General features: G+C 27.9%; 23 protein-coding genes. 1 reads left to right on the forward strand and 22 read right to left on the reverse strand.

All coding sequences use genetic code 11. The features are described 5' to 3' along the window. Positions 1 to 6 precede the first annotated feature (6 nt). The 14 genes from J2Z76_RS03550 to J2Z76_RS03615 form a co-directional block, all read right to left on the reverse strand. Entirely contained in the window at positions 7 to 642 is a 636-nt protein-coding gene (locus tag J2Z76_RS03550; RefSeq protein ID WP_209510631.1) for a thiamine diphosphokinase, read from the reverse strand. Beyond that, the gene (rpe, locus tag J2Z76_RS03555; protein ID WP_209510632.1) at positions 642 to 1301 is read right to left on the reverse strand and encodes a ribulose-phosphate 3-epimerase; all 660 of its coding nucleotides are present in this window, start codon (positions 1299 to 1301) and stop codon (positions 642 to 644) included. The genes J2Z76_RS03550 and rpe overlap by 1 nt, the downstream gene beginning before the upstream one ends. 24 nt (positions 1302 to 1325) lie before the next feature. Then, entirely contained in the window at positions 1326 to 2207 is an 882-nt protein-coding gene (gene rsgA, locus J2Z76_RS03560) for a ribosome small subunit-dependent GTPase A (protein ID WP_209510633.1), read from the reverse strand. Between the two features lie 8 nt (positions 2208 to 2215). Continuing rightward, positions 2216 to 4303, reverse strand: a complete 2088-nt coding sequence (pknB, locus tag J2Z76_RS03565; RefSeq protein WP_209510634.1) for a Stk1 family PASTA domain-containing Ser/Thr kinase — start codon at positions 4301 to 4303, stop codon at positions 2216 to 2218. Then, on the reverse strand, positions 4300 to 5046 hold the full coding sequence (locus tag J2Z76_RS03570; RefSeq protein WP_209510635.1) for a Stp1/IreP family PP2C-type Ser/Thr phosphatase: 747 nt from the start codon (positions 5044 to 5046) through the stop codon (positions 4300 to 4302). Before J2Z76_RS03570 ends, pknB begins: the two co-directional genes overlap by 4 nt. 8 nt (positions 5047 to 5054) lie before the next feature. Continuing rightward, complete coding sequence (gene rlmN, locus J2Z76_RS03575; protein ID WP_209510636.1) at positions 5055 to 6083, reverse strand: dual-specificity RNA methyltransferase RlmN; 1029 nt, start codon at positions 6081 to 6083, stop codon at positions 5055 to 5057. Positions 6084 to 6274: 191 nt separating this feature from the next. Beyond that, complete coding sequence (rsmB, locus tag J2Z76_RS03580) at positions 6275 to 7609, reverse strand: 16S rRNA (cytosine(967)-C(5))-methyltransferase RsmB (RefSeq protein WP_209510637.1); 1335 nt, start codon at positions 7607 to 7609, stop codon at positions 6275 to 6277. 181 nt (positions 7610 to 7790) lie between these two features. Beyond that, a complete protein-coding gene (gene fmt, locus J2Z76_RS03585; protein ID WP_209511012.1) occupies positions 7791 to 8726 on the reverse strand; it encodes a methionyl-tRNA formyltransferase in 936 nt (311 codons plus the stop codon). Positions 8727 to 8731: 5 nt separating this feature from the next. After that, on the reverse strand, positions 8732 to 9178 hold the full coding sequence (gene def, locus J2Z76_RS03590) for a peptide deformylase (protein WP_209510638.1): 447 nt from the start codon (positions 9176 to 9178) through the stop codon (positions 8732 to 8734). 40 nt (positions 9179 to 9218) lie between these two features. Further along, complete coding sequence (priA, locus tag J2Z76_RS03595; protein WP_209510639.1) at positions 9219 to 11645, reverse strand: primosomal protein N'; 2427 nt, start codon at positions 11643 to 11645, stop codon at positions 9219 to 9221. Positions 11646 to 11757: 112 nt separating this feature from the next. Then, positions 11758 to 12030, reverse strand: a complete 273-nt coding sequence (gene rpoZ / locus J2Z76_RS03600; protein ID WP_209510640.1) for a DNA-directed RNA polymerase subunit omega — start codon at positions 12028 to 12030, stop codon at positions 11758 to 11760. Between the two features lie 2 nt (positions 12031 to 12032). Then, a complete protein-coding gene (gene gmk, locus J2Z76_RS03605) occupies positions 12033 to 12638 on the reverse strand; it encodes a guanylate kinase (protein WP_209510641.1) in 606 nt (201 codons plus the stop codon). A 13-nt stretch (positions 12639 to 12651) separates the two neighbouring features. Further along, entirely contained in the window at positions 12652 to 12900 is a 249-nt protein-coding gene (locus J2Z76_RS03610; RefSeq protein WP_209510642.1) for a DUF370 domain-containing protein, read from the reverse strand. 10 nt (positions 12901 to 12910) lie between these two features. After that, entirely contained in the window at positions 12911 to 13798 is an 888-nt protein-coding gene (locus J2Z76_RS03615) for a YicC/YloC family endoribonuclease (RefSeq protein ID WP_209510643.1), read from the reverse strand. A 145-nt stretch (positions 13799 to 13943) separates the two neighbouring features. Between J2Z76_RS03615 and J2Z76_RS03620 the strand changes: the two genes are divergently transcribed. Then, a complete protein-coding gene (locus J2Z76_RS03620; protein ID WP_209510644.1) occupies positions 13944 to 15698 on the forward strand; it encodes an Rqc2 family fibronectin-binding protein in 1755 nt (584 codons plus the stop codon). A 25-nt stretch (positions 15699 to 15723) separates the two neighbouring features. Here the strand turns inward: J2Z76_RS03620 and pyrR are convergent, their stop codons facing one another. From pyrR to J2Z76_RS03660, 8 genes are all read right to left on the reverse strand, one after another. Then, positions 15724 to 16260, reverse strand: a complete 537-nt coding sequence (gene pyrR / locus J2Z76_RS03625) for a bifunctional pyr operon transcriptional regulator/uracil phosphoribosyltransferase PyrR (protein WP_209510645.1) — start codon at positions 16258 to 16260, stop codon at positions 15724 to 15726. 65 nt (positions 16261 to 16325) lie between these two features. Further along, positions 16326 to 17231 carry an RluA family pseudouridine synthase gene (locus tag J2Z76_RS03630; RefSeq protein ID WP_209510646.1) on the reverse strand — a complete coding sequence of 302 codons (906 nt, stop codon included), beginning with the start codon at positions 17229 to 17231 and terminating at the stop codon, positions 16326 to 16328. Further along, a complete protein-coding gene (gene lspA / locus J2Z76_RS03635; protein ID WP_425347554.1) occupies positions 17224 to 17742 on the reverse strand; it encodes a signal peptidase II in 519 nt (172 codons plus the stop codon). Before lspA ends, J2Z76_RS03630 begins: the two co-directional genes overlap by 8 nt. A 23-nt stretch (positions 17743 to 17765) precedes the next feature. Next, positions 17766 to 18551, reverse strand: a complete 786-nt coding sequence (locus tag J2Z76_RS03640; RefSeq protein WP_209510647.1) for a YlmH family RNA-binding protein — start codon at positions 18549 to 18551, stop codon at positions 17766 to 17768. 14 nt (positions 18552 to 18565) lie between these two features. Then, positions 18566 to 18826, reverse strand: coding sequence for a YggT family protein (locus J2Z76_RS03645; RefSeq protein ID WP_209510648.1), 261 nt, complete (start codon positions 18824 to 18826; stop codon positions 18566 to 18568). A gap of 26 nt (positions 18827 to 18852) precedes the next feature. Then, positions 18853 to 19296, reverse strand: coding sequence for a cell division protein SepF (locus J2Z76_RS03650; RefSeq protein WP_209510649.1), 444 nt, complete (start codon positions 19294 to 19296; stop codon positions 18853 to 18855). Between the two features lie 13 nt (positions 19297 to 19309). Beyond that, positions 19310 to 20002, reverse strand: a complete 693-nt coding sequence (locus J2Z76_RS03655) for a YggS family pyridoxal phosphate-dependent enzyme (protein ID WP_209510650.1) — start codon at positions 20000 to 20002, stop codon at positions 19310 to 19312. 11 nt (positions 20003 to 20013) lie between these two features. Beyond that, a complete protein-coding gene (locus J2Z76_RS03660) occupies positions 20014 to 21279 on the reverse strand; it encodes a biotin/lipoyl attachment domain-containing protein (RefSeq protein ID WP_209510651.1) in 1266 nt (421 codons plus the stop codon). Between the last annotated feature and the right edge of the window lie 254 nt (positions 21280 to 21533).

Consider the following 21533-nt stretch of genomic DNA (forward strand, 5'->3'; position numbering starts at 1 on the left):
TAAATTTTAATCTTTTGAAATAAATACTAAACCAGCACCTTTACCCAATATGATGGTTCCTTTTTCATTTATAATTTGATTACTTACACATAACGTTGAACCCCTTTTAACATTTACTTTGTTTAAGGGATATTTAAATCCTATAAGTGAAACAACTTCTATTGAATCAGTAATTGGCACAATTGAAACAAAATAATCTTTTTTGTTTATAATCTCAATGCTATTAACCACAATTTGAACAAGGTTATTATTGTCAATTACTTGAATATGTATGCCTTTTTTATAATACTTCTCTATTAACATGACATTTGCAATAGTATGATCTAATCTAGAGCCAGTTGCTCCAATTAAAATTATATTTTTAAATCCTTTTTCAATTGCATGTTCAATTGCTAATTCCATGTCTGTATAATTTTTTTCAGATGGATATTTGATAAGTTCAATATTCATATCTAGATATTTTTTTAATACCAGTTTATTAACTGAATCCAAATCACCAATAATTATATTTGGAATTAATTCTAGCTTTTCAGCCTTTTCAAGTCCTCCATCAGCACATATTACATATTCTATATTGAGATTTTCTAAAACAAAAATATCTTTATCTAAATTGCTTCCGCTACCAATAATTAATGCTGACATTAATCCAACTCCAAAATCTTTTTAAATTTCTGAGTTTCATCAGTAACATCTTTAGCCTTATATATAGCTGAGCCTGTTACAATTATATTTGCACCCCAACTTAAAACTTCTTTTAAATTTTCTAAAGTAACCCCACCGTCAATTTCTATATCAACATTAAGATTTTTTTCATCTATAAGATTTTTTACTTCTTCAAACTTAGATTTTATATTTTTTATTAAGCTTTGTCCTCCAAAGCCTGGGTTAACACTCATTAATAAAACCATATCTACATCACTAATTATATCTTTTATCATACATACTGGTGTGGCAGGATTTAAGGAAACACCTGCTTTCAAGCCATACGATTTGATTTTTTGAATAGTTCTATGTAAGTGTATACAAGATTCTTGATGAACAGTTATAATATCAGCACCTGAATTATAAAACTCTTCTATAAAATCATCTGGATTATCAATCATGAGGTGAACATCAAATATTAAATCTGTTGTTTTTCTCAGTGATTTTATTATTGCTGGACCTATTGTTATATTTGGAACAAAATGTCCATCCATAACATCTATATGAATGTAATCTGCTCCTCCATTCTCAACTAGCTTGATTTCTTCTCCTAACTTAGAGAAATCTGCTGATAGTATTGATGGTGATAATTTATTCATGTTTACCTCCTTGGTCATTATGAATTAATATACTTTATCAGAATTTTTAATATCCTCTAACAGTTTTGTGTAATTGCTATATCTAATCTCACTAATTAAACCATTTGCAACCGCATCCTTAATAACACAGTCGGGCTCTTTATAATGCAAACAATCATCAAATCTACAACCTACACTAAATTTCTTAATTTCAGGATAATAATCACTCAATTCAAATTCATCTATTGAACCTAATTCAAAAGAACTAAAACCAGGTGTGTCAACTACAAAACCACCAAAGTTAAGTTTATATATTTCAGCATGTCTTGTAGTATGCTTTCCTCTTTTTAATTTTTCGCTTATATCGCCAGTTTTTAACTCAAAGTTAGGTTGAACGGCATTCATCATTGATGATTTACCTACACCTGATGGTCCAGAAAATACACTAAGTTTATTCTTTAAAACATCTTTGAGATTTTCTATTGACTCTATGTCTTTTATTGATGTAAATATAACTCTATATCCTGTATTTACATACATATCAACCAATTTCCTTTTTTTTTCTTCACTACAAAGGTCTGACTTATTGAAACATATAATAGGTTTCAAATTATTTATTTCTGCTGCAATTAATAGTTTATCTAAAAGCAAAAAACTTGGTTCTGGATTAGAAACTGCAAAGAAAATCAAAAGCTGCTCTACATTTGCCACTGATGGCCTTTTAATTTCATTAATTCTTTCTCCTATTTCTTCAATATATCCTGATTTTTCATTTTCTGTAGTAAGTCTTATTAGAACTTTATCCCCTACTAATGGTTTAATGTTTTTTAATCTAAAAAGACCTCTAGCTCTACACTCTATTACTTCATTTCCTATATCAACGTAATAGTTGCCTCCAACTCCTCTTATAATTATACCCTCTATCATAAGCTCTCCTATTCAAAGGTAATATCTGTTTTATCATACAACATATTATCTATATAAATTTCAAAAGTTTCTGTACCAGAACCTTCTATATTAATTATTATACTTTGTTCTGATGTTTTTACTTCTTTTGAATATATTATTTCTCTACCATCATCTGTAACTTTTTGAACTACAACAAGTACTTTATCTTTATCTGAAGGAAGTGTTATTGTTAATGGATATGTTTTATCTTTAGTATTTTCACTCCCATTATCAGTTTCCCCTGGTTCTTCATCCCCTGGTTCTTCATCGGTGTTTTCTGAAACTAAAGGACCTATACTAACAGTCATCCAAATAGAAGTTTTAGCTTCTACGTCTTGACCACTCGGTACACTTTGCCTAATTACAAATCCAGCATCAACATCTTCACTGTTTTCCTCTGTTATTTGACCAACAGATAACCCATTTTGTAAAATTTTCAATTTAGCTTTTTCAACATCAAGACCTAGTAAATTAGGCATGGTAACATATGTTATTTTAGGTCCTTTACTAACTACGTAATCTACGTGATCATCAACCTCTGCTGATGTTTCTGCTTTAGGATATTGGTCAATTATTTGTCCTGATGGTGCTGTAGATGAATAATCTTTAGTAACTTCACCTTCTTTAAGTCCCATGTCAGCAAGAATCAATGCTGCCTCTATAGCATATTTACCTATAAGTTCTGGAACCTTAATTTCTTTTTTACCATTACTAACAACAACCTCTACTGGAAAATCTTTTTTAAGCTTAGTACCTTCATCTACGCTTTGTTCAATTACTTCTCCTTCTTCGAATTCATTGTTATATTGTCTATCTGATACACTATATACCAATCCTAAATCAATTATAATTTTTTCAGCTTCATTTTCATTCTTTCCTATTAAATCTGGAACAGTTACCTCTGGTACATAAAAAATTGCTCTAAACCCTACAAAGCCACCAATGACTGCTATAGCCAAGGCACATAAAATAGCTGCGACTGTTAACTTTAGATTATTTTCTTTATCTCCTTCATTTATATTTTCATTATTGTTTTTATTTTTTTGTTTTTTCTTTTTATTTGATTTATTATTTTCCGAATTTTCGTCATCACCAAAAAAGGCCTTAAAAGCTTCATCTGAACTATCATCAATTAAATTCACTCCAACTACTTTCTTTTTATCATCATAGTTGATATCTTGATTTATTTTTGGCATCACAATAGTTGGTGAATCAACTATTTCTTCCTGAGCTATTGAATAATCATTTCTTTCATATCCATATATTGAATTCAGTGAAGTTAGAAATTCTTCGATACTCTGAAATCTATAACTCTGATTTTTTTCTAAACATTTCAATATTATATCTTCTAACGATTGTGAAATCCTTTTATTATTTAATTTATTAGATGGGGGAATTGGTTTTTCTTGAATTTGCATCATAGCAACCGATATATGATTATCTGCATCAAAAGGGAGAGACCCTGTAATCATTTCATACATTACTATACCTAGAGAATAAATATCAGATTTTTCATCAACATATCCTCCTCTTGCTTGTTCAGGTGAAAAATAATGTACTGAACCGATAACATTTGATGTGTTGTTTATTGTTGAGCTAGTAGATGCTCGTGCAATTCCAAAATCAGCAACTTTAACAGTACCATCACTAGTTAAGAGTATATTATGTGGTTTTATATCTCTGTGAACTATTTTATTTGAATGAGCATGTTTAAGTGCTTCTGCAATTTGTCTTGATATTCTTATTGTTTCCTGTTCATCTAAACTTCCCTTTGATTTTATATAATCTTTAAGAGTTTCACCTTTTATATATTCCATGACTATATAATATATGCCATCCTCTATACCTGTATCATATATATTGACTATATTTGAATGCATTAAGCTTGCAGCTGATAGTGACTCCTGCTTAAATTTTTCTACAAATTCAGGGTCTGATGTTAATTCATCTCTAAGAACCTTAATTGCAACATAACGATTTAATACATTACATTTAGCCTTATAAACAACAGACATTCCTCCTCCACCAATTCTCTCCATAATTTCATATCTATTTCCTAGTACTTTACCTATCATAAGTTATCACCTCTATAACTATTATCAATAATAATAACGGTTATGTTATCAGTACCTCCATTATCATTGCAAAATTTAATTAATTTTTTTACACTATCTGAACTACCGTAGGTTTTAATAATATTCATTATTTCATCATCTAATAAATGAGTTGTCAATCCATCTGAACACAAGAGCAAGATATCATTTTCAATAAGTTCAATTTCAAATATATCTATAGATATATTTTCTTCACTTCCAATTGCCCTTGTAATGATATTTTTTTGTGGATGAATTTTAGCTTCTTCTCTTGATATTTTACCTTCTTTAACTAGTTCTCTAACATATGTATGATCTTCAGTAATTTGTTTTATATTATTATCTCTTAATATGTAAGTTCTACTATCTCCTACATTACCAATATATGCAATATTATCTTTTAAATCTATAACAGCCATAGTAACTGTCGTTCCCATACCTAAGTATTCGTCTTTGTTTGATGCCTCTTGTAATATTTTAATATTTGCAGCTTTTATACTTTGGTCTATAAATGTTGGTATTTTAAAATCATCGTTCTCAATACCTTTAATGAAATAACTCCTTATTACATCAATAAGCATAGAACTTGCAATTTCACCTGCTTTATGTCCTCCCATACCATCAGCGACAGCATAGAGGTTGTACCTCTCCGTCTCTTCAATTATTAAATTATCTTCATTTTTATCCCTAATTATACCTTTATTAGTTTCAAAGTAAACATTCATAAAGCACCTCACATTTTCAAAAAATTATTTCTAAGTTGCCCACATGCTGCCTGTATGTCACTTCCCAGTTCTCTTCTTACAGTTGCATTTATTCCCTGTTCTAACAATATTTTTTTAAAATTCTCAATATTTAAATTTGTTGAAGGACTAATATTACTTTCCTTAACATAATTACAAGGTATTAAATTAACATTACATAGTTTGTTTTTTAAAAGTTCAGACAACAATTTAGCATCCAATATACTATCATTAAAACCTTTTATCATTATATACTCAAATGTAAGTCTTCTACCAGTTTTATTTAGATAATAATCACAAGATGCCATTAATTCAGCCAGTTTATATTTTTTAGCCATGGGTAACAATTCTTCCCTTTTTTCCTGTGTTGATGCATGCAATGATATTGCAAGGGTTATAGGTAAGTTTTCATCTGCCAACTTATATATTTGAGGAACTATGCCACATGTTGATAATGTGATTTTTCTCATAGATATATTTTGGCCTCTCTCATCATTAATAATATTTAAAAATCTCACAACATTTTCATAATTATCAAGAGGTTCACCAGAACCCATTATGACAACATTATTAATTTTATCTTTAATATCTTTTTGTATTGTATATATTTGTTTTAGCATTTCAGCTGCTGATAAATGACGAATAAATCCATTTTTTGTAGAAGCACAAAATGTACATCCCATCTTACACCCGACCTGTGATGAAATGCATGCAGTATTTCCATATTTATATTTTAAGTATACAGATTCACAAACATTTCCATCTTCAAAAACAATTACATATTTTTTTGTTTCATCTAACTTAGATTCAAGTTTTAATTCTACCGAAGCATTTGTAAATTCAAAGTGTTTCATAAGTAGTTCTTTTGTACTTTTTGATACATTACTCATTTCATCAAAACTATCAATTGTTTTATTATGTATCCACTCAAACAGTTGTTTTGCCTTGTATTTCGGCTCCCCAAGCTCTATAATTTGCCTTTCAAGTTCACTAAAATATAAATTATCAATTTTTATCATTATTTTTTCCTTCTACTAATTTATTCAATATTGTTTGACCAAAAATCTTCATGTAGGCATCTCATAAAACAAAGATAATTTTAAGGTATTAAATCATAAAGCAAGCCAGATAACGGCTTGCATCAAAACGATTCAATAAATACCTCATAACAAAGACGTACGTCTTTGTTACATTAGTTGTATTTATTATATCATAACCTTTTTAACTTCGCAATAAAAAAGCCATCCATCCTATGTAAATGTGGAAATATTTCTACATATCCTTTTTGGGATGTTTCAAAACTATTTTTCGTTTGTTCTGATATATCAACCATTATAAAATTTGAATTACTTTTCAAAAAATTATTAATCATATTTATATTTTCTTCTTTATTAACAGTACACGTTGAATAAACTAGTTCTCCTCCTAATTTTAAATATTTAGACGCATTTTCTAAGATTTTAAATTGAATTTTTTGAATACTCTCAAGATCTGATTCCAATTTATTATATTTTATTTCAGGCTTTCGTCTAATTATCCCAAGTCCTGTGCATGGAACATCAACAATACAATAATCGGCCCTATTTATTAATTTTCTATCTAAAACAGTAGCATCGTATGTTTCAACAAAAATGTTTTCTACACCCAATCTCTTTTTATCATATTCTATAAGAGAAATTTTATTCTCATATACATCTCTACTTATTATTTTTCCTTTATTTTTCATCATCTCAGCCGCATTTAAAGACTTACCACCAGGAGCTGCACACAAATCGATAACTAAACTGTTTTCCTTTGGATTCAAAACCTGTCCTGCTAACATAGAGCTTTCGCTTTGAATTGAAAATAGGCCACTTTTATATTCATTCATTTTATCTATTTCAACAGGATTTTCAATTATTATACCCTTATCTAAATACTTGCATTCTTCGACAATCATACCCTTACGTTCTAAAATACGTATTAACTCACCTCGTGATACTTTTAGAGTATTTACTCTAATTGTAAATGGAGCTTGCGAATTATTAGCAACCAAAACATCTTCTATTTTATCTTTTCCAAACTCACCTATCCACCTAGAAACAAGCCATTTTGGATAAGAATATTTTACACTTAAAAAATCAATATGAGAAAGTTTATTCATATCACGTATTATATTATCTTTATTTCTAATAATATTTCTCAAAACTGCATTTACAAACTTAGATGCTCTAACATTTACATTTCGTTTAATATGTTCTACACTTTCATTAACTACAATATTTTCAAATGAATTGTCAAGAAAATATAATTGATATACAGCAAGTCTAAGAGTAAAAAGAACTTCTGACTCCATTTTTTTAGTTTTTGTTTTAGACATTTGATTGATTACCCAATCAATCAACATTAAATTTTCAACTACACCTAAAACAGATTTTCTATAAATAGAGTTATACTTGACATCTATATTTTTTATATCATTATTGATAACTAAATTTGAATAAGATTTATCTCTAAATATTTTTTTCAATGATTCAATAACAGCTACTCTATAATTATTATCCAAACTAATACCTCTATTTCATTATTTTTCATAAACAAAGGATAAAAGTTGATTATTAAATCAACTTTTATCCTTGTTATTATAATACACTTAGTTTTATTATACAATAATTATTTATTATACTATAAATTATAAATTATAAATTACCTGGTACGCATTCAATGAGTACCCTATAATAGTTCTCCTATTGTTGTAAATATATTTTATTTGGAAATTTATTACCTCTTAAATAATCACTTACTTTCATCTTATTTTTACCTGGCATTTGTATTTCCTTAAGAATTACAATACCATCTAATGCAGTAACAAATATTCCCTCATTATTAGCTTTCAATATAAAACCTGGATTTACTTCTGTTTTTTCATTAATGTACAATGATTTATATACTTTAATTTTGTTTCCCTCATGCATAAAGTATGCACTTGGCCAAGGTGAAAGCCCTCTGATTAAGTTATGAATATTTTGTGCCGTATCGTTCCAATTAATTTTTGTATTTTCTTTATCAAGCATAGGAGCATAATTTGATAGTGAGTTATCTTGTTTTTCTCTTAGTATTTCATCGCATTCTATACCCTTTAAAGTTTCAATCAACAATCTAGCTCCTTGAATTTTAAGCTCATCATGCAATTCACCAACATTCATATTATCATCAATATCTATTTTAGACTTCAAAAGCATATCCCCTGTATCTAATCCAACATCCATAAACATGGTAGTAACACCTGTGGTCTTTTCACCATTAATTATAGCCCAATTTAGTGGTGCTGCACCTCTGTATTTTGGTAAAAGAGATGCATGAACATTTATACAACCATACTTAGGTATACTGAGTATCTCTTTATTAAGAATCTGCCCATAAGCAACAACAACAATAAAATCAGGTTTACAACTTTCTAATTTTTTTATATTTTCCTCAAACTTTATTTTGTTAGGTTGAAAAATTTCAAGTTCAAGTTCTTCAGCTTTGATTTTGACATCTGATTTTTTTAACTTCTTACCCCTTCCAGATGGCTTATCTGGTTGAGTTACAACAAGCTTTATATCATATCCATTTTCATTGAGATGTTCTAATGTTGGGACTGCAAATTCTGGTGTTCCCATAAAAATTACTTTCATTATACCACCTACTCTTTTTCAATTCTATCTATAAACAATACTCCATTTAAATGGTCTACCTCATGGCATATGCATCTAGCCAAAAGGTCTTCTGCGACTAAAGTAACTTCATCTCCATTTTCATTAGTATATTCAACCGTTACATTTTTAGGTCTTACAACATTACCTTTTATTTCTGGAACGCTCAAGCAACCTTCTTGATCAATTTGTTTTCCTGAAGATTTAACTACCCTTGGATTAATCATTTTATAAACATACTCATCACCAATATCAATAACTACAAGCCTCTTTAATATCCCAACTTGTGGTGCAGCTAGACCAATTCCATCTTTTTCATACATGGTATCTACCATATCATCAAGTAAAGTTAAGATTTTATTATCGATCTTTGTAACTTCTCTGCTTTTCTTTCTAAGAATTTCATCTCCATTAATTCTAACAGTTCTTAAAGCCATTTATTTGCCTCCTACTTATAATTACATAAAATTTATATTCTTAAATTGTATCCGTATTTATATTAATACTTATTTTTATATTTTCAATATCTTTTTCCATATATATTGCTCGAATAATTTTCTTCAGAGAACCTAATGCATAATTAGAAACTTTAATGAATAAGTTTATCCTGTATTCATTATTAACCTTATATATAGCATGAGGTATAGGTTTATACAACAGTAACTTTCTTTCTTGAACCATTTCTTGAACCGAATCACTTAATTCATTATATTTTTGTAAAGCTGTTTCAATTACCTTTTCTTCATTTACAGAAATCATACATATATTTATTATATTAACAAATGGTGGAAATGCAAACTCTTTTCTTAATTTCATCTCTTCATTTATAAATAGATTATAATCATTATTTTTAGCAGCGTTAATAATATAATTCTGCGGCTCAAATGTCTGAATAAATACCCTTCCTCTTTTATCTCCTCTTCCTGCTCTTCCACTAACTTGAGTTAAAAGTTGAAATGTTTTTTCACTTGCGTTATAAAATGGAAGATTTAATATTGCATCAGCAGATAGCACTCCCACTGTTGTAACCTCTGGAAAATCAAATCCTTTTGCTAGCATTTGTGTACCTATAAGTATATCTATTTTCCCACCTTTAAAATTGTTATATATTTTTTCATAACTATCCTTATTTGACATTGAATCAACATCCATGCGTTCAGTTACAGCATTTGGAAATAAGTGTTTTACAAGAATCTCTACATGCTGAGTTCCTGCTCCAAACTGTTCGATTTTTTCACTGCCACATTTAGGACATTTTATTATCATTTTTTTTGTTCTACCGCAATAATGGCATCGAAGCATATTTCCTTTAACATGATATGTCATTGATACATCACATTTATCACATCTTATTGCATGACCACATTTTTTACATGATACAAATCCAGAATAACCTCTCTTATTCAGGAAAAGTATTACCTGCTCTTTTTTTTCTAAAGATTTTTTTATATTTCGATACAACAATTCACTAATAATAGTATTGTTTCCTTTGTTTAGTTCCTCACTCATATCTACAATATCAATTTGAGGCATAATTGCGTTTTTAACTCTATTTTTCATTTCAATAAGTTCGATTTGACCTTTCATAACCATATGATAGGTACTGAGTGAAGGAGTCGCTGTCCCAAGAACAACTTTAGCATTTAAAATAGAAGACATTTTAATTGCAACTTCAATAGCATCATATTTAGGAGAAGTTGAAGATTTATAGCTGTCCTCATGTTCTTCATCTATAATTATTGCCCCTATATCCCTTATTGGAGCAAAAAGTGCTGACCTTGCGCCTACAACAATATAAACCTCTTTATTATAAACCTTATTCCATTCAATATACTTTTCTTTTTTACTTAACCTAGAATGAAATACTGCAATTTTATTTCCAAATCTTTTTTTAAATCTTTCTATAGTTTGAGTTGTTAAGGAAATTTCAGGTACAAGCATTATTGATTGCTTATTTTCTTTTTGGTAATGTTCAATTATCTCCATATAAACTTCTGTTTTACCACTACCAGTTACTCCATGTAACAAAAAAACTTTATCATCTTGATTAATTACTTTATCAACAGCATTTTGTTGCTCTTTATTTAATGTAATTTTATGTTCTAATTCAAAATTACTTTCATCTATATCATAAAGCACAGATTCACACAACAAAATGTCTTTTTTTATAAGATTATTTACTACTGAAGCGGAAATAGATAAATCGCTTACCAATTTTTTAATATTCACCTTGCCAAATTCTTTTAAATAATTAAGTATATTTATCTGATTTTGTGTTTTATTTATATTATACTGTTCTAAGTTTTTATTCGAATCCTTAAGACTGATAATTTTTTCATATGATCTTTTATAATTTAATTTCTCTTTATTTTCTATTTCAATAATATTTTTTTCTTTTAAGCTATCTAACAACGAATATAAATCATTATTTAAATAATTTTTTTTTAATTTTCCAAGCTCAATTTTACCTTTTTTAATTATTTCCAACAATTCATTTTCTTTTCTATTTAGTCCTATCTCACAAAAACCAGTATCAACTACTTTAACAAATATATTATGTTCATACTTAATCATAGATGGAACCATAAGCCTTATTACGTCCGAAAACTTACATACGTATCTTTCCCTAATCCACAAACAAAGCCTTATCATTTCCTCTTTTATAATCGGTTCATCATCAATTATTTCTATAATTGGTTTTATCCTATTTTTAGATATATCACAATTTGCGCTAATAGAAATAACAACAGCATCAATTATATGTTTATTCTTTCCAAAATTAACTTTTACTCTTTTACCAACTTGTATTCTATTTTCAAGTTCTTCATCAATGCCATAAGTATAAATTTGATCTGTACTTTTAGAATTATTATTTAATATTACCTTGGCATAACTTTTGATCATAATTTCACACCTAATTTCATATTGATGACTTTTTTATTAACTGATTAAATTAAATAATCAGTCAATTTGACTGATTATTTTTCATTTGATTTGTAATACTTTTTTGTATATTCTAATTATCAGAATATACTTCTCTTTCTGCTTGTTCTAATATTCTTGTTTGATTATCAATGTCTGCTTGCCTTTGTTGTTCAGTTTCATATACAACACCATAAGACTTGTCATAAAATTCCTCAATAGCCACACACACGGGTTTTAATGTAGGTGTTTTTATCAATATATCTTGTCCGTCTATAATTTGTCTAGCCCTTTTAGATATCAGTGTTACAAGTGAATATCTGCTGTCTACCATATCTATTAACTCATCAATAGAAATTTTTTTCATTATTATACCTCCTTGATTTTCTTTATTAAAGCTTGATTTCTTGCTGATTTGTTTTTTTCTGCTGATATTATTTCTTTTATTTTTTCAACTGCCGAATCTACTTCATCATTTAAAACGACATAATCATACTCAAAAGCATAGTTCAATTCATCATATGCACATTTCAATCTTCTATGAATTACCTCTTTTGAATCCGTTCCTCTGCCTTCAATTCTATTTTTTAACTCTTCTAGCGATGGAGGAAGTATAAAAATAAAAACCCCTTTTGGATAGTTCTCTTTTACCTTCAACGCCCCTTGTATATCTATCTCCAATATTATATCTTTCCCCTCTTCTAACTGTTTTAGTACTATTTTTTTAGGAGTTCCATAATAATTTCCATATACTAAGGCATGTTCTAGAAATTCATCATTATTAATTTTTTTTACAAAATCATCTTCATCAATAAAAAAATAATTTTTACCTTCAATTTCTCCTACTCTAGGTTTTCTAGTAGTTGCTGAAACTGAAACATTTATATTTTCTATTTCATCTATAAGTCTTTTACAAATAGTGCCTTTTCCAGAACCTGACGGGCCTGAAATAACAACTAATAATCCATTGCTCATCCTTGCCCCCTCTTTATTTGACCAAATGGTCAAACCTTTGAGCCATAGTATCTGGTTGAATTGCAGATAATATTACATATTCACAATCCGTAATTATAACCGCTCTAGTTTTTCTCCCATAAGTGGCATCTATAAGTTTGCCTTTTTCTCTTGTTTCTTGAATGACCCTTTTTATAGGTGCTGACTCTGGGCTAACAATTGCTATTATGCGATTTGAAAGAGCTATATTTCCAAATCCTATATTTATAGTATTACTTGACATGAATGTTCTCCTACTCTATATTCTGAATTTGTTCTCTTATTTTTTCTAGTAAATTTTTAACTTCAATTACTATTTGAGTTATATTAATATTTCCTATTTTAGACCCAATTGTATTAATTTCCCTATTTGCTTCTTGAATTATGAAATCCAATTTTCTACCAATTGACCCCCCTGATTGAAGTGCAGTATCTAATTGTTCCATATGTGAATTGAATCTAACAATTTCTTCGTTGATATCACTCTTATCAGAATAAAAAACAATCTCATTGTAAAGTCTATTTTCATCTAATTCGTAAGAATTTCCTAAAAGTTCTTTTATCCTATTTTCAAGCTTTTCTTTATATTCAGAAACTATTGTCTCTGAATATTTACTAATATCTTGTATTAGTAATAAAATATTTTCCATGCTTGACCTAATATCTTTTTCAAGCTGTTCGCCCTCTTTACACCTCATTAGCAAAAGACTTTCAACTGCATTACTCACTGCAGACTCAACGCATATTCTCAATTCTTCTTCATCTGCTTTATCTTCCCTAGCAACTAGTACATCTTGAAATTTTATTATTGTATCAATTGAAGGTTCGTCACACATATTAAGTTCTCTTTTTATTTCATCTATTGCATCTTTATATTGCTTCGCTAAGCATATATCAGGAACAATAACAGTATCTGATTCACTTATGTAATCAATATTTAAGTATACATCTATTCTACCTCTTTGTATGCTTTTTTTCAATATTTTTCTTATATTATCTTCAAAAAAACGCAAATGTCTTGGAGTTTTAACATTTATGTCGCAATACCTATTATTTATTGACTTAATTTCCGCCGTAATACTCCTCTTACCATCATTGTGTTCACCCTTGCCATATCCGGTCATGCTTATTATTTTTGCCACTATTTCATCTCCAATATCTTATTCTTCTAAACCATTATAACATTAAATCGCAAATAGTAAACAAAAAATTATCTTTTACATGACATAAATTGTTTTTTGTTGTACAATACTATGAGAACAATAAGGAACAATAGGAGGTTCTATAATGGCACTTGACGGAATTTTTTTAAATAGTATAAAAGATGATTTAAACGATAAATTAATTGGTGGACGTATAGATAAAATTTATCAACCTGATAAAAATGAAATAATAATTTCTGTAAGAAATGGTGGAGAAAACTACAAACTTTTAATATCTTCAGTTAGTAGTTGTCCAAGAATACAATTAACTAATATAGTAAGAAAGAACCCTGAACAACCGCCAATGTTCTGCATGCTTATGAGAAAACATTTAACAGGATCATATATAAGAGAAATAAAACAAATTGATTTTGATAGAATTATTGAAATAACTTTTGAATGTAAAGATGAATTACAAACAACGATATATAAATCTATAATTATAGAAATAATGGGTAAACATAGCAATATTATTTTTGCTCATACAAATACAAAAATTATTATAGATTCAATAAAAAGGATAGCTGAAAATGTAAGTAGTTTAAGACAAATTTATCCTGGTTTAACTTATAACTTACCTCCACTCCCTTCAAAAATAAATCCAATTAGCATATCAAAAGAAGAGTTTTTAAATACTATTAAAGCTGTTAACGATGGTATGTATATATATGATTTTATTTTTAAAACATTCACAGGTATGAGCCCTTTCATAAGCAGAGAAATTTGTTTTATCTCTAATTTAAATGAAAGCACATATATAGGTGAATTAAGTCACAGTGATATAGAAAATATATGGAACTCATTTAAAGCCATAATTGATAAAATAAAAAACAAAGAATATTCCTTTAATATTTATGCTAATGAAGAATTGCGAATTTATGACTTTTACTGCATAAATTTAAAATATCTCAATTCCTACAAAAGTAAAACATTTGATAATCCAAGTGATATGTTGGATACGTATTATTATGAAATGGATAACAAAAATAAAATTAATCAAAAAGTATCAAATTTAATTAAAAGCATAAATACAAAATTAGAACGAGATAAAAAAAAGATAGAAAAACAGAGGCATGAACTCCTAAGTGCTGAAGATAGAGAAAAATATAAAATATACGGTGAGCTAATAATTGCAAACTTAAATTCAGAACATGAAAAAAACAAACTTAAGGTATTAAATTACTATGATCCAGAACAAAAAGAAATAATAATTCCTTTAGACCCAAAATTAAATTTAAAACAAAACAGTCAAAAATTTTTTAAAAGATATAACAAACTTAAAACAGCAGAAGATGAGCTACATAAACTTATATCTGTAACTAAAGAAGAAATAACATATTTAGAAAATATTCTTTTTTCAATAGAGGAATGCAAAACTATTAGTGATTTAGATGATATTTATATTGAATTAATTAATGAAGGTTTCATGAAAAAAAAAGGAAAAGTAAAAAAATCGAAAGAATATAAACCTGAAATATTAACTTACATTTCTTCTCATGGTCATGAAATTATGGTGGGTAAAAACAATCTTCAAAATGATATGTTAACTTTTAAAGTCGGAAAAAAAGATGACTACTGGTTCCATTCAAAAAATATCCCAGGTTCACACGTATTAATAAGAACAAATGGTGATGAACTTTCTGACGAAGAATATGTTGAAGCAGCACGCATAGCTGCATATTATAGCAAAGCTAAAAACTCAAGCAGTGTAGAAATTGATTATACAAAAAAATCAAATGTAAAAAAACCTGCAAATGCAAAACCTGGATTTGTTATTTATGAAACAAATTATTCCATGCTAGTTGAACCTAATATTTCAGATATCAAACTAAAAAAATAAAGAATGCGTTGGTAACAACGCATTCTTATTTTTCCTTAATAACAACTTGACTAATTCCATCTATTTCTTCAAATAATACACTTATTCTTTCACTTCTTGATGTTGGCACATTCTTACCAATAAAATCAGCTCGTATTGGAAGCTCTCTATGACCCCTATCTATCAAAACTGCAAGTTCAACATTTTTAGGTCTTCCTTGGTCCACTATAGCATCAAGAGCTGCTCTTACTGTTCTTCCAGTATATAATACATCATCTACCAAGATTACTGATTTATCTTTTACATTATAATCAAAACTCTTAACAGATAACGGGGCTTCTACATCCTTATCATCATAATCATCTCTATAATATGTTACGTCTAATGGAAATACCGGAACTACAGAACCCTCTATTTCTTCAATCATTTTTGCAAGCTTTAGTGATAATGGCCAACCCCTAGTCTTTATTCCCACAAGTACTATATTATCAATACCTTTGTTTTTCTCAATTATTTCATGTGCTATTCTAACTACTGCCCTTGCTATTGCTTTATCATCCATAATCAAAGCTTTAGTAATCATTTATAATACACCCTTCCATTTACTATTTTACAATTGTTCACGCAATTATTCTTTCCGTTCCTCTATTATTCTTTTATGGTTATCAGTACCTTTGTAAAATAACTTGGTAATTCACTATCAAACTCCATATATTCTTTAGTTGATGGGTGAATGAACCCAAGTGTTTTTGAATGCAATAGTTGTCCTGATAATCCGAATTTATTAGTTTTACTTCCATATACATCATCCCCAACTACTGGGTGTCCTATATATTTCATATGTACTCTAATTTGATGAGTTCTACCAGTTTCAAGCTTTAATTTTAGCAGAGTATATTTATCATATTTTTTTACTACCCAAAAATTTGTTACAGCTTCTTTGCTATTTTTACTTGTCACAGCCCTCTTTTTCCTATCTTTTTCACTTCTTCCAAGAGGTGCATTTATTATTCCATTATCCTCTTTAACTCTGCCCTCTACCAGTGCATAATAAATTCTATAAATAGAATGTTCTTTTAAACATTCAGCTAAATAATTATGTGATTTATCATTTTTTGCTACAAGCATTAATCCGGAAGTATTTTTATCAAGCCTATGTACTATTCCTGGTCTTAGAATCCCATTTATAGACGATAAATTTTCCAAATGATGCATAAGTCCATTTACAAGAGTTCCCGAAGAATGCCCAGGAGCTGGATGAACAACTATTCCTTGAGATTTATTAATAATTGCAACATCATTATCCTCATATACAATTTTTATATCAATATCCTCAGCAACTACATCTAAAATTTTTGGTTCTGGCTTAATCACTACTATTTCATCATTCTTCTTAAGCCTATAATTTGACTTTATCAACTTATTGTTAACTTTAATATTTCCATCTGCAATAAGTTTCTGTACTGAATTTCTTGATATATCATCTATATGATTTGAAATATATGAATCAATTCTATCATTTTCAATATCGGAAATTAAAACTATTTTATTCATTAATATTTTCACTCTTTTCAAACTTATTAAATAACATGAGAATTATTAGGAGTATAGTTCCACAAACAACAAAACTGTCAGCGACATTAAAAACAGGAAAATCATAAAAATTGCCAAATCTTACATCTATAAAATCAACCACAAAACCCATTGTAATTCTATCAATAAAATTACCAATAGCACCACCTGCAATTAAAACAATTGACAATTTCGAAACATTTGTAATGTTTTTATATTTGAAAAACATATATGCTAAAAATATAATCATAATAAAAGTAATTATTACGAAGAACCAAATTTGATTCTGTAGTATACCAAAGGCTGCACCTCTGTTTTCGACATATGAAAATCTAAGAAAATCTTTTATTATTTTTATAGAACTACCATTTTTCAAAACTGTTAATGCCCACTTTTTAGTTATTTGATCCAATATTATAGAAAATAAAAAAACTGCTCCAAAAAAAATATTCATAACTAATTTACCTAATTCCTCTCTATTGTAGTAATACACAAAGAATTGCTTTTACATTATTACTATATGTAATGCTTTATTTCAACTTTATATTTTCCACTCTTAGTTTGCCCCATAAACTTTGATATTTTATACCTTCCATATTTACTAATAGAGACCATATCCCCTTCTTCTACCAAATAGGATACCTTATCTATAACCTGCCAATTAATTTTGACACTTTTTGACTTTACAATATCTGATGCAATTTCTCTAGATTTATTTGTTATATTTTTTATAATATTATCAAGTCGCATAGAAGAGCAATTAATATTTAGTAAATTATGTTCTTGTTCTTTATAATGAACCTCTTGAATATTAATTTTTTCTATCTCTATTTTATTTTTCCCTATTGATTCTAAATTATAAGCAATATAATCTGCAATATCACTATGAATAATTATATCTGCATAGTCATCATACACATAGATATCACCTGTCTTATTTCTATCTATGCCCATTGACATTATAGAACCTAAGTAGTCCTTATGATAAAGTGTCTTGAATTTCGATTTATTTCTTATTCTAAGGGAAACAATAAATTCATTCGCATCAACTTGTTCAAGAAATTCAGGAAATAAAATTAAAACTTTCCTCTCACAATAAGAATATGAAGGGAAAATTTCAAATTTAACATCTAAATTTTTTATTATGGGTAAACTTAACTCTGCCACAAATGGATTTATAAATTCTGTAGTGGCAGGAATATAGTTCTTGTTAACATATAACGCTTTGTCAGCAATTTTTTTTACTGTATTTTTTGTTTCTTCATCTCTAATAAAGTCATAATATTTTTCTAAGTTTTTCATTAATACACAACCTACTATAGATAAAATATAAGAACTTGAACAAATCTTAAAATCATATATGCCAATATTGGAGAAAAATCAACCATTCCCGTATTAAGACCAAACTTGCTTAATATAGTTCTACATGGAGCCAATATAGGTTCAGTTAACTGATAGATAATATCTGTTATTTTAGAATACCTTAAATTTGGAAAAAAGGATAACAACACTCTAATTAATATCAAGGAATTTACAACCCTGATAAAAACAGATAGTGCATATTTTATTACATACATAAATTCACCTATTAATTATTTCTAATTTACTTATTGTAAAAATAATTCCTTTCAAATCTTTCACCAAGTCGTCCATCTATTTGAACATTGTTTGGTGCTATAACAAAAATACCATTTGATACTTTCTGAATACTAGCTTCTAAAGAATAAACTGAACCTTTAATGAACTCAAAAATTTGTTTTTGAACTTCAAGTTCAATTCCTTCAATATTTAATACAACAACTTTTCTACTTTTAAGTTCGTCTACAGCTTTTGTACAATCTTCATACTTTTCAGGTTCACATATTGAAACCTTCATATCTGCATTAGAATGAACCTTAATAACATTATTTTTCCTAGAGTAAGTTTCCACTCTATCTGATGTCCTTACATCATTTCTATTATCTGAAGTTGAATCATCATCGTAATCATCTTCATCATCATAGTCTGTTATACCTATAAAATCCTTTACTTTCTCCATCATACCCATTTTAATTCTCCTCCTAATAATTTCTTGAACCAAATATAGCAGTACCTATCCTAACCATATTTGAACCTTCTTCTATAGCTATTTCAAAATCGTTTGTCATTCCCATAGACAAATACTTCATGTCTGTATTTTTTAATTGCATTTTACAAATATTATTGTATATATCTTTCATTTTTTTAAAAACCCATCTAACTTCCTCTGGATCTTCAGCATAAGGTGCAACTGTCATCAAACCCATAACCATTATATTATCATATTTGCTAACTTCCTTTATAAAATCATATACATTTTCTGCATTAATACCAAATTTACTATCTTCTTCCCCTATGTTAAGCTCTATTAGAACTTTTGATACAATTTCATTTTGTTTAGCCCTCTTATTTATTTCATTAGCAAGATCTATATTTTCAACAGAATGAATTAACTCTGCTTTGTCTATTATGTATTTTACTTTGTTCTTTTGCAAATGTCCAATCATATGCCATTTAATATTCATATCACTCAATTGTTCATACTTATTAACAAATTCTTGAACTTTATTTTCACCAAGATTTGAAAGTCCACCTTCAATTGCTTGCTTTGCTTTTTCAGCATCTACAGTTTTAGAAACTGCAATAACTGTTATATCTTCAATACTTCTACCTGAAATTTTTGCTGCTTGTTCTACTCTATTTAATATATTATCTATGTTATCTTTTAAATTCATAAATATACCTCTTATTCAATAATTTGACCCTCATATACTTTTTCTGGTTCTATGATAATTTTATCAAAAATTTTAATGGTATCATAGGAGTTTTCTGAAATATTAATAACTCTACGCCTATCTTCACTAACATAATTACCTATATATATAATAGATACATCTTTATCCTGTCCTAATATTTCCACAGGAAAAAATTTAACAATGTTGCTAGCATCTTTGATATAAACACCTTTTAGCCCATCTTTTTCGATCAATGCCTTTGAATTTATTTTTATACCCTCATGAACATCTATTATAAGTTCCAAATCTACATATCTTTTATCATATACTTTATAAAAATAATCATCAAAATATATAATTAATACTGATTGTTCACTTCCATAATTTATTTTTTTAATATAACCCCATGCTTCATTTGCTGATCCATCATATTTAATTCTAGTTTTTATATATTTATTTGCTTCAAAATTTTTAGCATATTCATTATTTACAGTGGCTGCAATATAGTAGTTAAAATTACGTATTATTTTGTAAAGCTTTTCACCAGAAGTTACTTCATTTGATAAACTACTGTCCAGCTCAATAAGATCCTTTTGTATAACATTACTTGGAGTTAGATCCATAACACTTTCATATTTATAAAGGTCTTCCAGTCCGTCAGTTTTATATGTAACAATTCCAGAACTTTGAGAATAGCAATGAATATTGTTTGTTGATAAACTCTTTGTCAAGTTATCTAAAATAGATTTGAGCTCTTCAATATCATAACTATCATACTTGCTATTCGATAAACTAATAGAGTTAATGTTAACTTGCCTTATTTCATCATATATTTCATCTAAATTTCCATTCAATATACTAGCTTGTAAAATATCTTGAAATTCAAGGGTTTCTTCATTTGTTAATGAAGTTTTTACATTTTTATTTTGATCTAACTTTTCATTATTAATTTTATAATCTATTGCTAATTGAATTTCTTCTATCTGATTTTTTATTTGAGACGAATTAGAATTAGTATGTACATCTGCTATTAAGGTCCCTTTTTTAACCTTCTCACCATCTTTGTAATAATATGTTATATCACCACTTGTACTAGAACTATAAACTTCCTCATCTTTTATAATAATTCCCTTAGCATTTATTATATCTTCCAAACTACCTTTTTCTGAAACAATTGTTTCTACAGAACCTTTGTAATTTTGAAATATATATATTACTATGCACACTATGACAAAAGAAAAGAAAAAATTCTTTAATCCAAAGTTTTTCTTCCACATCTATTCCTTTGCCTCCAATATATATTAATTAATAAACATTATAGCACAAATTCCATTTATTTTGCAAGTTATATATGCTGCTTTTTTATTATTATTTCAATTATTTTATATTAAATTATCCTACTTTTCTACAAGATGTACAAATATAATGCAGAATTTAGTTTTTATACAGATTACTCCAATTTAATATTGTTGTTGTATACCTTTTATTTGCAAAAACTAAAAAGGGAACCTAGACCCTAGACCCCTCTTTT

Origin of the sequence: Sedimentibacter acidaminivorans, from assembly GCF_017873955.1 — a bacterium.
GTDB lineage: Bacteria > Bacillota > Clostridia > Tissierellales > Sedimentibacteraceae > Sedimentibacter > Sedimentibacter acidaminivorans.